Below are 13,572 nucleotides of genomic sequence, written 5' to 3'. Positions count from 1 at the left end.
CGCCAAAAATATTTTTTTTAGGGAAGTTGTTTTTTGATCTCAGTCATGAGTTCACGGCCGCCATTATCCAAAATCTTTTGTGCCATGATCTCGCCGTAATCCACGCCGGGTTCCCAGGTGAACACCTCATCTGTTTCCAGGCAATCCTGCCCGTCCAGCGAGCAGAGCCTGCCCACAAAGCGCACCTCATTCACTTCATTAATTTCAGCAAAAGCACCGATCGGTGCCGTACAGCCGCCTTCCAGTGTGCTCAGGAAACTGCGTTCGATATCGACACACTTGCGGGTGGGCACGTGCTCAATGCCGGCAAATAACTCACGCAAGCCTTCATCATCTTTTCGTGCGCAGATGGCTACCACACCCTGCGCAGGGGCAGACAGCATCATGGGTAATTCCTCATACGGAATCTGCAAATCCATTCTGGCAATGGCCGCTAGGGAGAACATGGTAGCATCGAAACCTTCTGTTTCCAGCTTATTAAGTCTGGTCTGCACATTGCCGCGAATGTCAGAAAACTGCGCGCCCGGGAAATTCTTTGCCCAGAACGCACGACGGCGCAGGCTACTGGTCGCGACGTGAAGTTCATGCAACTCCAGGCCCGAAGCTTTGGAACTGCGCACCAGAACATCCTGCGGGTAATCACGCTCTAATACAGCAACTATTTCAATATTCTCCGGTAGTTGCGTAGGAACATCCTTCAGCGAATGCACTGCAATATCCACCTGCTTGTTCAGTAAGGCCATATCCAGATCACGGGTAAAAATCCCGGTGATACCCATGGCGTATAAAGGCTCTTTCAGGTTCTTGTCTCCGGAAGAAAGGATGGGCGAAATTTCAGTCAGGCAGTTGTTATTCTGCAGATGGCGGGCCACTTCACGCGCCTGCCACATGGCGAGCGGTGAATTGCGGGTGCCAATTCTAATGCTTCTCATGGAATTCGTTATTGGGCTGTTCTACAAGGATTTCGTGCATCAGTTTGGTAAGATCCGCGGCGCGGTTGGGATGCTCGATGATATATTTGGCAAAACGGTTTGTAATTTTCTGGATCATGCGATCGGAGAGTTCCATATCCGCAATTTCCACATAGCGGTGTTTTCGGTGAATATTGTGCATCTCATTGCGCTCCATGTTTTTCAGGATAGCTTTGAAGTGATGGATATTCGGAACCAGGCGCCGGTTTTCTTCCCAGTCGAGAAACTCACGCGTCATTTCGCGAATAATTTCTTCGGCTTTGGGGATTTCCTTCTGGCGCTGCCGCATGGTTTCATTAATATGCAGGGAAAGCTGATCCACATCAACCAACTGCACATTATTATTTTCAACGACATCTTTCTCCACATTATTGGGAATAGAAAGATCAATAACCAGGGTTTCGCGCCCGTTCGGGAAATGCGTTTTATTAATGATAGGTTCTTTCGCTCCGGTCGCAACAATGAGGATATCCGTAGCTGCCAGTTCCTGATTCAGACTTTCAAAAGGAATATACGGAATCCGGTACTTATCCGCGATCTTCACTGCTTTTTCATTGGATCGGTTGGCAATTTTCACACGGGGTTTATACACGTGTTTCACCAGATTCTCAACGGTATTCTGACCGATTTCACCCACGCCGAGCAATAAAATATTTTTATCGGAAATATGGGTTTGGTTTTTCAGGATATAATGCACAGCGGCATAAGAAACGGAAGCAGCTCCGTTGGAAATACCGGTTTCATTCTTAATACGTTTGGAAATCTGGATGGCCGAATTAATCGCGCGCTCCATAAACGCATTGCTGTATTTTTTTTCGCGGCGGAAACGCTGGTAGGCATTTTTGATCTGGCCAATAATTTCAAAATCGCCGATAATCTGGCTTTCGAGGCCGGCTGCCACGCGGAACAAATGATTCAGTGCTTCTTCATTTTTCAGAATCTGCACGTATTTCATGAAATCCTCAGTTGGGACCTGTACGATGCGACAATACACTTCTGCGATTTTCAGATAATCTTGTGAAGTGGTATAAATCTCCGTGCGGTTACAGGTAGAAACCACAAAAGCATCCCCCAGGTTCAGCTCGTAGACTTCATTAACAAAAAATTTTACGTGATCATCAAAAAACGCGAATTTACCCCGTACTTCAGCATCAGCTTTCTCGAAACTGACACTTAAAACAGCAAAATTGGCGGTATTGTGAATGTTAGTATCCTTAATCATAGACCAACGGCAAATTTACGCTTTTTAATTCAATTTAAAGAGTCAGCAACTTATGATGAATGTCAGAATCGGAATGCTGTAATTTTCACATTTTCAGTAAAGAGGATTAATTTTGATAAATGAAAAAACTTTAAGTCAATTAGCTGTATTTTAATAAAATTTTAACCAAAAAAGGGCCGAATCCAATTTTTAGAACAATTCTAAAGTTATATCTTTGTAGCCTTAAAAATTTAGCAAGAAAATGGGGTTATTTGATATGTTCACGCAGGATATTGCGATAGATTTAGGAACGGCTAACACGCTGATTATCCACAACAATAAGATTGTGATAGATCAGCCGTCCATCGTAGCCATTGAGCGTTCCAGCGGAAAGCCGATTGCCGTGGGCGAAAATGCCAAGCACATGCAGGGGAAAACGCACGAAGATATCAAAACGATCCGTCCGCTGAAAGACGGTGTGATCGCGGATTTCCACGCCTCTGAACATATGATCAAGGAATTCATCAAACAAATTCCGGCGATCAAAGGAAAATTATTCCAGCCTACCCTGAAAATCGTCATCTGTATTCCCAGTGGAATTACGGAAGTTGAAAAGCGAGCCGTCCGCGACTCTGCTCAGAAAGTGAACGCGAAAGAAGTACGCCTGATTTATGAACCAATGGCCGCCGCTATAGGGGTGGGCATCGATGTGCAGAAGCCGGAAGGAAACATGATCATCGACATAGGTGGTGGTACTACGGAGATTGCTGTGGTGGCACTGGGCGGAATTGTGTGTGACAAATCCGTGAAAATCGCGGGCGACACCTTTACGAATGATATTGCCTATTACCTGCGTACACATCATAACTTATATATCGGGGAACGCACGGCCGAGCGCGTGAAAATCGAAGTGGGTTCTGCAGTTGAAGAGCTGGATGTGGACATTGAAGATATCCCGGTACAGGGTCGGGACCTGATTACAGGTAAACCAAAAGAGATCATGGTGAATTATAAGGAAATTTCCCGTGCGCTGGATAAATCCATTATCCGTATTGAAGATGCCGTGATGGAAACACTTTCCCTGACTCCGCCGGAACTGGCAGCTGATATCTACAAAACAGGTATCTACCTGGCAGGTGGTGGTGCGCTGTTGCGCGGCTTGGGAGACAGACTTCATAAGAAAACCGGTCTTCCTGTTTTTGTGGCAGAGGATCCGCTGCGCGCCGTCGTACGCGGCACCGGTATCGCCCTGAAAAATATGGATAAATTCAATTTCCTGATTAGATAAATCCTGAATATTTCTGAATGGGGTCTTTGCTGAGAATATTTTCGAAGAACGGATTTTTCCTCTTCTTTATATTTCTGCAAACCATCGCTATCGTGTTGATATTCTCCCGAAATTCAATGCAACAGTCATGGATTGCGGGGCAGTCGGCTGCACTCAATTCTTGGATTTCAGGTTATATTGACGAAGGAGCTTCTTACCTGAAGCTTAAGCAAACCAATGAGCAACTGATCGCACAGAATAAAGCGCTGATGCAGCAGTTGTACGGCACGTACGGAACAGAACCCCCTGAATTCCGACGTGTGCACGACACCATCGGAGGCGGACAAATCTACACCTTTGTAGATGGCGATATTATTTACAACAGTATTAACCGAAAGGACAACTATTTCACCATTAATCGCGGCCAGCGCGACGGCGTGCAACCTAAAATGGGCGTGATGGCACCTTCCGGTATTGCAGGTATTGTTATCAACACGACAGAATCATATTCATTAGTTCAATCAATTCTGAGCGTTAATAAAATTAAGATTAATGCTGCGCTGAAAAAGTCGGGGTATTTCGGAACTTTAAGCTGGAAAGGAGAAGATTCCCGCGTGATGCACCTCGCCGACATTCCCAAATATGTTCCGCTGAAGGTGGGCGACACTGTAATTACCGATGGAAAATCGGCTATCTTTCCGCAAGGCATTATGATTGGTCGCGTGGCGGGCTATGAAGTGGATAACAAAACCGGCTTCTGGGATATTTCCGTGGAACTCAGTGAAAAAATGGGGAACCTGAGCAAAATTTATGTGGTTAAAAACCTGCGGAAGAAAGAACTGACGCGCATCAGCGATACGCTGCAAGCCACCATTAAAAGAGAAAAATGATGAGCCGTACTTTATTTACAGATATCCTCATCATTGTATTGCTGATTGCGTTACAGATTTTCGTGCTGAACCGCATTACGCTGTTCGGAAAGTATATTCCCGTTGTGTATCCGGTGTTTGTGATGTTCTACCCTTTTTTCAGAAATAAATATCAGTTTCTGTTTTTAAGTTTCCTGCTGGGCCTGGGAATTGATGCATTTTTATACACATGGGGAATTAACACTGTGGCCACGACCGCCATTGCCTATTTCCGGACTGTTATTTTCCGGACATCCACAGATACTTCAACGGACTTCTTTTCGTTTCAGTCACTGCAGTGGTCTCAGTTTATATTTTTTGTGGCGACCAGTATTTTTATACATCAGCTGCTGGTGCAGTTTATCGAGATTTTTAAGATTTCCCGCTTTCTTGATGTCTTGCTGAATGTACTGGCGACCAGTGCTTTTTCGTTTATCTTTATAATGATGTACGCTATTGCGTTTAAAATCAAACAAAAGGTTTGAAGTCACAATTTGTTAAGATTACTATTTTCCTTTCGCTCATCGCCCTGATATTTATATCAAGGCTGGCATATCTGCAATTATTCACGGACCGGTACGCACTGAATGCGGCCAACACTTCCATTAAAACAGAATACATTATTCCGCAACGCGGCGTGATTTTCGACCGCAACGGGAAGATTTTGGTAGGCAACCAGCCGAGCTATGAAATTTCATTTACGGAAGCGCTGATGCGGCCGGATTTTGATACCATCGCCTTCTGCAATCTGGTACGGATCAGCAAGCAGGAATTCATTAATACCGTAAATGCCATTAAAAAGGAAAGATATTATTCCAAGCTGACTCCGATGACTTTTATGAAGAATCTGGATCGCGAGGAAATTGCCAGAATACAGGAGATTATCTTTAAATATCCGGCTTTTAATATTGTTTCGCGTCCGCAGCGGCAATACGAAATTTCCACGTCCGGAAACCTGCTGGGCTATACCAATGAGGTAAACGAGCGGGACATTAAAAAAGATTCCCTCTATTATCTGCCGGGAGATTTCATTGGGAAAAGCGGTGTGGAGAAATCCTACGAAAAGGAACTGCGCGGCGAAAAAGGCGTACAGTATATCCAAAAAGATATCCGCCTCCGGAGTATCGGGTCTTATAAAGATGGTGCTTTGGATAAGGAAGTGGTAACCGGAAAGGACCTCACACTTACCATTGATTATGATCTGCAGCGGATTGCGGAAGAAATGCTGGTCAATAAGCAAGGTGCGATTGTTGCATTGGACCCGGCCACCGGTGAAATTCTCGTCCTGGCGACCGGCCCGGACATCGACCCCAACTTATTTACTGGCCCGGAAAAATCAAAGAACCTCTACCGGCTGCAAATGGATACGCTTTACAACAACCGGCCTACTTTCGACCGTTCACTGCAGGCTGCCTATCCGCCCGGCTCTACTTTCAAACTGCTGACCTCGGCAGCCGCCATGCAGATGGGCGTGATGGATGAGAATACCCGTTTCCCGTGCGGCGGTGGGTTTAATTACCGCGGACTGAGAATCAAAGGACACGGCGGCGCTGATCCGCTGATCCCGGCTTTGCAGGTATCCAGTAACTGCCACTTTTCCTGGGCTTTTATTGAGATTATGAATAAATACCCCGGCGATCCCACGCGCGGCGTGAATGAATGGAAGAAAATCATGAGCAGTTTCGGCTTGGGTGAATTTTTAAATAATGACCTGGCGGTTGGTTCCCGCGGGCGCATCCCGAGTGGTGAATTTTATGAAAAGCGCAGCGGCAAAAAAGACTGGAGTTCTGATTACACGCGAAATGGTTCTATTTTTAATGGCATGGGGCAAGGCGACGTGCTCCTTACCCCGCTGCAAATGGCAAACTCTGTTGCAGCCATTGTAAACCGCGGGTGGTTTTATACGCCACACATCGTCAAGGCGATTGATGGCAAACCAAATCCTGATCCGCGTTTTAAGGTAAAACATAAAACCCTGGTAGAACCGCGCCATTTTGAACCTATCATTGCCGGAATGAATGCAGTTGTACTTCATGGAACCGCACGCGGGCTCAAATCTAACGACTTCACCATGCTGGCGAAAACGGGTACCGCGCAGGTTCCTCAGGGAAAAGACAATTCTATTTTTGTGATGGCCGCTCCGGCAGAAAACCCACGAATTGTGGTGGCTGCCGTCATGGAGCACGCCGGCTTTGGTTCCACCTGGGCAGGTCCGGCAGCGGTGGTGGTAGCAGAAAAATACCTGACCGGCGAGATCAAGCGTGAACATCTGTATAAAAAACTGGTAAATGCCAGCTTTATGCCGGAGTATCGCCGACAGTGGGTGGCAGACCTGAAAAGAAAAGGAATGTACAAAGAGCCAAGTAAAGACTCGGTTTTGCTGCAGCAGCTGGAAGATCAGCTGGCCGCGAATCCGGCCACCGATATTAAAAAACGTTTGCAGTTCCGAAAGGATTCAATTCTGCAGAATATGAAAAAAGTGAAGTAATGAAGTGGGCGCAGGGAATTGATAAATTTGGTTTGTTTTTGTACTTGTTGTTGTGCGGTTTTGCCGTGGCCAACATTTACAGTGTGGAACCAGCAAGCGGAATCCGCCAGGGCGTGTGGCTGGGCGTGTCTCTTTTTGTCGGCTTGATTATTTTTCTGGTGCGCGCGAAATTCTTTGAGAACATGGCCGGCATTATTTATATTATCGGTGTCCTCTTGCTGATCGGCTTATTCCCGTTTGGAACAGAGATTCTGGGTCAAAAAAACTGGTACAAATTCGGGCCGGTGAGCTTGCAGCCGGTTGAATTTGCTAAAATCGGAACCGCGTTACTGCTGGCCAATTATGTTTCAGGTCCTGATTTTAATTTAAAATATAAAAAATCTCTCTGGTCAAGCCTGGCCATTATTGGTGTGCCGGCAGTGGTAGTGATGCTGATCCCGGATGCCGGATCGCTTTTGGTTTTCACTGCTTTTTTTATTGCACTCTTCCGCGAAGGATTGTCAGGCTATGTATTTGTGGTTGGTTTTGGGATTGCGGCTGTATTTCTGGTGGCGCTTGCCATTAACCCGTGGTACGTGATTGCAGCGATCGTTGCACTAGCAGCGATTCTGCTGTATGCTAATTCACACCGGATTCCGTGGAACATCCTATCGGTCACCATGATTGTGGTCGGTGTTTCACTCCTGTCATTGCTGGCCTGGGAAGCACCGCGCGTGCTGGATAAAATGCCCAAACACCAGCGGGAACGTATTGAAGTGTTATATAAAGGGGAACGCGCCTTCCGTGATACGTCCGGGTACAATCTTTTATATTCCAAAACTGCCATTGGCTCGGGTGGTTTTTGGGGCAAAGGCTACCGGGAAGGTTCTGTAACCCGCGGAAAATTTGTACCTGAGCAAAGCACTGATTACATCTTCTGCACCGTTGGCGAAGAGTGGGGTTTTTTTGGCAGCACCCTACTGGTAATTTGCTACTCTATTTTCATCGGACGCATTTATTACCTGTCAGAGAAACAGAAATCGATTTTTAACAGGGTTTTCGGTTATTCCTTCGCTTCTATTCTGATGATCCACTTTGTCATCAACCTGGGGATGGTCATGGGTGTATTTCCCACGGTCGGGATTCCTTTGCCTTTCTTCAGTTATGGCGGCAGTTCCCTGCTTGCTTTCTCCACCATGACTTTTATTTTCTTCAAGTTGAATTACACGGACCGCAACAGCCTGGTTTAAGGTAGTAAGAACACGCTTAAAAATCTTAATTAAAGTTTAGGGCAGTTACCTCTGCTTGGCATATAAGCTTTTAACAAGTCGCAGCGTACCGCATTTTATTAGTATAAATAAATCTTCAATCAACAGTACATCTTAACTATAATACTACTGTGAAACTTTAGATTAAACTTTTGCTACCTTTAAATCGTTTCCGCAAATATTAGTGATATAGGTACCGGAGCTTATAATTGCGTCCTACATCTTAAAGCAGACAGACAGAATAGAGCAACTGCTACGCTTGGGTAATACCATAAAAAAAGAGCTTTTAATAAAAAAGCTCTTCCGTGTAAATATCAATTATTTATTCTTAATTATTTGCGAAGTTAGATTCCGACAGTTCCGGCGTAATCACTCGTTTTGCAAAGCGGTAGCGCGGTCCCCAGTATGAATCATTCAGTGAAGAAATCATGACGCCGCGCGAGGTAGCCGCATGGATGAATTTCACAGTACCTTCTTCGCTGATGCTTTCTACAATTCCTACATGAGAAATACGTCCGCGGCCGTGGGAGAAAAATACCAAATCGCCTTTTTGCAGTTCGCTTTTATCGACCTTCTGTCCTTCCTGCGCCTGGGAAGCAGCAACACGTGGCAAATGAAGACCGGCAGAAGCACCGAAAACTGAAAGTACAAACGCTGAACAATCAATTCCGCTGCGGGTAGTTCCACCATAGCGGTACGGAGTTCCCAGGTAAGATTCAGCTTCCGTGAGGATGTCATCAATCTTTTTGGAGAAACGAACTGCCTTCGCAATTTCTTCATTTTTCACAGCAGCTTCCATCGCTTTTGCCGCTACAATTTTCTCGTCCGCGAAACTCGTTAAGAGTTGTTTCTTAGCGTTTTCAATTTTTTTATTATCTAGCGATGCAAGTTTGGCATTCGCTTTGTATTCTGAAGTGTAAGTTGCAGGAGACGATACTACATAGTTAGATACACAAGACTGCAGGGAAAAAGTAGCAACTACTGCAGTTATATAAGACAGAACTCTTTTCTTCATATATATTGATTCTCTGTGTTAAAAAGTAATATTTGTTTAAAAAAGCAGTACAAAAGTAAGTATTCAGGCAGCTTGGAGGGGTGAAATCACCTTTTTAATCTAGTCATTTTAACACATTTTAACGTTGATTATTCGAACGTTAAAGGATTTTGAAGCGTAATCCCACTATTTGTGGGGTTGCGTTTTTCTTTTTGTTAAGATTTATTAACATTTATAATAGGTGCTCATTATCAGCACTGTTCAGTATAAAACAAAAAAATCCCCCGAAGAGGATTTTTTCTGTTTTTATTGGAGGTATAACAATTTTATCTGGTGAAGAGCAATTCGCGGTATTTGGTCATTGGCCATAACTCATCATCTACCATCATTTCCAGAGCGTCTGCGGCAGAACGAATCTTAGCGAAATAAGGGATCACATTCCGGCAGAAAGCATCCGCCTGCTCGTGAGCCGTTTCCAGATTACGCGCCTCGTTAATTTCAGTGAAAATATTTTCAACTTCATTTTTCAAGGTGGCAATGTGCCCGGATATATCTTTAATAAGACTGATCTGTTCGGCAGCAAGGTCCTGAAAACTTTCACCAAAAATCTCTTTCAGCCCTTTCACATTATCAATTAAGCGGTTCTGATATTTAATTGCACACGGAATAATATGGTTTCGTGCAATATCTGCCAATACCCTCCCTTCGATCGCGACCACGGAGCAATACTTTTCCAGCTTAATTTCATTACGGGCCTCCATTTCTCTGGCGGTATAAATGCCCAGCTCTTCAAATAAGGAAACAAATTTTTGATCCAGCTCGCGGCTTAATGCTTCCGGTGTTGTCCGCAGGTTGCTGAGCCCGCGGCCAACTGCCTCTTCTGCCCATTCCGCAGAATAACCATCTCCTTCGAACATGATATTCTTGCTTACTTTAATGTATTCACGCAACACATTAAATATGGCTTCGTCTTTCTTGAGGCCTTCTTTTTCGATCAACTGATCCACCTCCGTTTTAAAGGTGCGGAGCTGTTTGGCGGCAATGGCGTTCATCACCGTCATCACCTCTGCACAGTTCGCGGAAGAACCTACGGCTCTGATTTCAAATTTATTTCCGGTAAATGCAAAGGGCGACGTCCGGTTCCGGTCAGTGTTATCCAGGAGAATGTTCGGAATTTTCCCAACGACATTCAGTTTCAGGTCTGTTTTTTCCTGCGGCGAGAGCTTGCCGTCGGTCACTTTCTCTAATTCTTCCAGCACACCAAACAACTGCGATCCGATAAAGGCAGAAATAATCGCCGGCGGCGCTTCATTGGCACCAAGCCTGTGATCGTTTCCGGCCGAGGCGATGCTCACGCGAAGTAAGTCAGCATAATCATGTACCGCTTTGAGCGTATTCACAAAGAAAGTCAGGAACTGCAGGTTCTTTTTCGGATTGGCACCCGGGCTCAAAAGATTTTCGCCGGTATCTGTGGCGAGGCTCCAGTTGTTGTGCTTCCCGCTACCGTTCATGCCGGCAAAAGGTTTTTCATGAAATAGAATATGGAAATGGTGCTTATGGGCAACTCTTGCCATCAGATCCATTAATAAGGAATTATGATCCACCGCCACATTCACCTCTTCATACATAGGCGCCAACTCGAACTGATTTGGTGCCACTTCATTATGACGGGTGGTCACCGGAATTCCCAACTGAATAGAACGTATTTCCAGTTCTTTCATAAAGTTCATTACCCGCGTCGGAATGGAACCGAAGTAATGATCATCCAGCTGCTGCCCTTTTGCTGGTGGATGCCCCAGCAACGTTTTTCCGGTGATTACCAAATCCGGACGGGATTGATACAAAGCAGAGTCCACCAGGAAATACTCCTGCTCCCACCCCAAGGTAGGTGTTACCTTGGTCACATTTTTATCAAAATAGGAACGGCAGATATCGGTAGCGGCCTCGTCCACTTCATGCAGTGCACGCAAGAGCGGTGCTTTGTAATCCAGCGTTTCACCGGTGTAGGATATAAATATAGAAGGAATACATAAAGTGGTATCCATAATAAAGGCCGGCGAGGTAGGGTCCCAGGCTGTGTAGCCGCGCGCTTCGAAGGTGTTCCGGATTCCGCCGTTCGGGAAAGAGGAAGCATCCGGTTCCTGCTGAATCAGCATGTTCCCGGAGAATCTTTCGATGGCGCGGTCGCTTTCAAACGGCGTGAAAAACGAATCGTGTTTTTCAGCGGTAGTCCCGGTCAGCGGCTGGAACCAATGCGTGTAGTGCGTCACTCCTTTGCTCATCGCCCAGTCTTTCATGGCCTGGGCAATCTGATCTGCCACATCCCGCTGGATCTTCGTGTTTCTTTTTATCGCGCCCTGAATGGAGGTAAATGCTTCCTTGGTCAGGTATTCGCGCATGGTCTCTTCAGAGAATACATGTTCGCAGAATAATTCGGAAAGCCGGCAGGGAACCTGTACCGCATTTTCTTTTCTATAGTCTTTCTGCGAAAGTAATTCCAGAGCCTTAAATCTTACATTAGCCATTTTATGTTGTTTTTAACAGGGCAAAGTTACAAAAAGACACATAAATACAGTGACCTACCCTATGAAAATAAGGGGTACATCAATATAAATAACATTTTTTTAATTAATAAGCTTTAGAAATCAGCGTTGATTACACCTTTTAAATCTTTAATGTAAATAGTAATCTTCCGGTCTATAAATGCCTGAAACTCTGCACCCATAGGACTTGAGCGGAATTTTCACTATATTTGTGTGAAATTTATATTATGGTAAATTCACGAGCAAGGGAAACCACTGAGGCGATTGAAAGGCTTTATGTTTCCATGCGACACCTCTTCTACAGAGGTTTCTTTAAGCCAGCCGGGATCTCCGGTGAAAGCCTCCGGTCATTATTAATGACCATCAATCCAGAAATTTACGGTACTATGAGCATCCCCAACAAAATTGAGCTGGATGGCCTCATGTATGTACTGGACCGACTGCCGGAAGGGATTGAGGAATGTTCTTTTATTCATCTGACGTCTGATGAAGGTTTTGAAAAAGGCGGTTTCGAGGTGATTGTTCCCAAGAAAAGAAGAAGAAACTGCTACCGCATTGACGAGCATCAGATGAATATTGAGGTATTGCTGGGCCGATCAGAAATTTATGATATCCTGACGCACCTTACCTTCCTTTATATTGAAGCTGATAAAATCCGCAAGCAGGCGTTTATTTTTGAAGAGAACGATAAATCCAGCCGTGCCTGGAAGATCATTGAGGAAGTAGCACGCGGCGAGAAGAAATACAGCCGCAAAGAAAAGGAAGTCGCGCTGATCCATCTTTCTTCTTTGCTGGGCCGCACGTTTGATGAAACCCTGAAGGCTTACAATAACTTCGGCGACGATAATAACCCCGACCGTTTATTTAAAATCATCTATCACCTCGGAAATGAAAGTTTTAATGATTACAAAAAAATCCGTGAGCGCGAGGTTCATTTCTCAGCCATTTTGCGTGAACGCGTAGGCCACCACTTCTTCGGGGAGAAATGGGCAAATAAAGTGAAAGAGGTTTTGGCTGTAAATAATCTGCAGATGCGTCCGCTTCACATTATTTCTGCGAACATGCACTCGGTGAAGAATATGCTGTATGCACATGATTCTTTAGGGAAAAAGTCCACCGACGAGGTGAATTATAAACTTTATGAAGAAATCTCCAACAAGCGGCCGCTTCAGGAAAAAATTCTGGAGCATTCACTCAGAGAGGGTCTAATTTATATTGACGACCAGAGCGGCAGTAATATCGATGTTCAGATTATCGATCTTAAGAAAACGGATCTGAGCAACACGCCTTTCGGTCACCTGAACTATGATGGCGATGATGTGATTATGGTTTTTGATTATGCTTTTGGTGAACAGGCTTATGAAATCATGGATGAACTGCTGCGTCCCTACGAATATAATGACGAGGTTTACACCATGAAGGTAAAATCCATTTCGATCATGGGGAAAGCCGGCATTCTGATGGGCGGCAAGGGCGACATTATGATTCCGACTTCGCACGTGTTTGAAGGAACTGCAGATAATTACCCGTTTGAGAATGCGCTGAAGCTTTCGGATTTCGAAGATGACGAACTGCAGGCGTTTGAAGGCGGCATGATTACCGTGCTGGGAACTTCCTTACAGAACAAGGACATCCTGCGGTACTTTATGGACACCTCCTGGAAAGCCATTGGGCTGGAAATGGAAGGAGCGCATTACCAGAAGGCCATTCAAGTGGCATCAAAAATCCGCCACCATATTTCCGAAGATCTGTTTGTGATGTACGCTTATTACGCATCCGATAATCCACTGGAGACAGGATCCACCTTATCCTCCGGCGGACTTGGACTTACCGGTGTGAAACCTACGTATCTTATCACCCTGCGTATCCTGGAGAAAATCCTGCTCAGCGCACGCGAGCCGGAACCCATACTTGAATAATACATTTTTTGAAAAGCCTTCCCTATCAGCCGGA

General features: G+C 45.2%; 10 protein-coding genes. 6 read left to right on the top strand and 4 right to left on the bottom strand.

The features are described from left to right. Positions 1–17 precede the first annotated feature (17 nt). Positions 18–932, bottom strand: coding sequence for a hydroxymethylbilane synthase (gene hemC, locus MVI27_RS04195; protein WP_246959436.1), 915 nt, complete (start codon positions 930–932; stop codon positions 18–20). Beyond that, the gene (gene hemA / locus MVI27_RS04190) at positions 919–2,193 is read right to left on the bottom strand and encodes a glutamyl-tRNA reductase (protein WP_246959435.1); all 1,275 of its coding nucleotides are present in this window, start codon (positions 2,191–2,193) and stop codon (positions 919–921) included. The genes hemC and hemA overlap by 14 nt, the downstream gene beginning before the upstream one ends. A gap of 241 nt (positions 2,194–2,434) precedes the next feature. Between hemA and MVI27_RS04185 the strand changes: the two genes are divergently transcribed. The 5 genes from MVI27_RS04185 to rodA are packed head-to-tail and all read left to right on the top strand — an operon-like array spanning position 2,435 to position 8,064. Next, complete coding sequence (locus MVI27_RS04185) at positions 2,435–3,460, top strand: rod shape-determining protein (protein WP_246959434.1); 1,026 nt, start codon at positions 2,435–2,437, stop codon at positions 3,458–3,460. A gap of 17 nt (positions 3,461–3,477) precedes the next feature. Then, positions 3,478–4,329: a rod shape-determining protein MreC gene (gene mreC / locus MVI27_RS04180; RefSeq protein ID WP_246959433.1), complete on the top strand. Its 852-nt coding sequence runs from the start codon at positions 3,478–3,480 to the stop codon at positions 4,327–4,329. Next, the gene (locus tag MVI27_RS04175) at positions 4,326–4,832 is read left to right on the top strand and encodes a rod shape-determining protein MreD (protein WP_246959432.1); all 507 of its coding nucleotides are present in this window, start codon (positions 4,326–4,328) and stop codon (positions 4,830–4,832) included. The genes mreC and MVI27_RS04175 overlap by 4 nt, the downstream gene beginning before the upstream one ends. Continuing rightward, positions 4,829–6,835 (top strand): penicillin-binding transpeptidase domain-containing protein, encoded by a 2,007-nt coding sequence (locus tag MVI27_RS04170; protein WP_246959431.1) that lies wholly within the window; start codon positions 4,829–4,831, stop codon positions 6,833–6,835. The genes MVI27_RS04175 and MVI27_RS04170 overlap by 4 nt, the downstream gene beginning before the upstream one ends. After that, the gene (rodA, locus tag MVI27_RS04165; protein ID WP_246959430.1) at positions 6,835–8,064 is read left to right on the top strand and encodes a rod shape-determining protein RodA; all 1,230 of its coding nucleotides are present in this window, start codon (positions 6,835–6,837) and stop codon (positions 8,062–8,064) included. Before MVI27_RS04170 ends, rodA begins: the two co-directional genes overlap by 1 nt. Positions 8,065–8,410: 346 nt before the next feature. Here rodA and MVI27_RS04160 read toward each other — a convergent pair whose 3' ends face one another. Together MVI27_RS04160 and MVI27_RS04155 are read right to left on the bottom strand one after the other, a co-directional pair. Beyond that, on the bottom strand, positions 8,411–9,097 hold the full coding sequence (locus MVI27_RS04160) for a C40 family peptidase (protein WP_246959429.1): 687 nt from the start codon (positions 9,095–9,097) through the stop codon (positions 8,411–8,413). Positions 9,098–9,402: 305 nt separating this feature from the next. Continuing rightward, positions 9,403–11,601 (bottom strand): glutamine synthetase III family protein, encoded by a 2,199-nt coding sequence (locus tag MVI27_RS04155; RefSeq protein ID WP_246959428.1) that lies wholly within the window; start codon positions 11,599–11,601, stop codon positions 9,403–9,405. Positions 11,602–11,846: 245 nt separating this feature from the next. On the opposite strand from MVI27_RS04155, the gene MVI27_RS04150 reads away from it, so the two are divergent. Continuing rightward, the gene (locus tag MVI27_RS04150) at positions 11,847–13,538 is read left to right on the top strand and encodes a DUF6909 family protein (RefSeq protein WP_246959427.1); all 1,692 of its coding nucleotides are present in this window, start codon (positions 11,847–11,849) and stop codon (positions 13,536–13,538) included. The last annotated feature ends 34 nt before the right edge of the window (positions 13,539–13,572 follow it).

Source organism: Chryseobacterium salipaludis (genome assembly GCF_022968825.1).
Classification (GTDB): domain Bacteria; phylum Bacteroidota; class Bacteroidia; order Flavobacteriales; family Weeksellaceae; genus Kaistella; species Kaistella salipaludis.
This window is presented reverse-complemented; position numbering and strand designations above follow the sequence as displayed.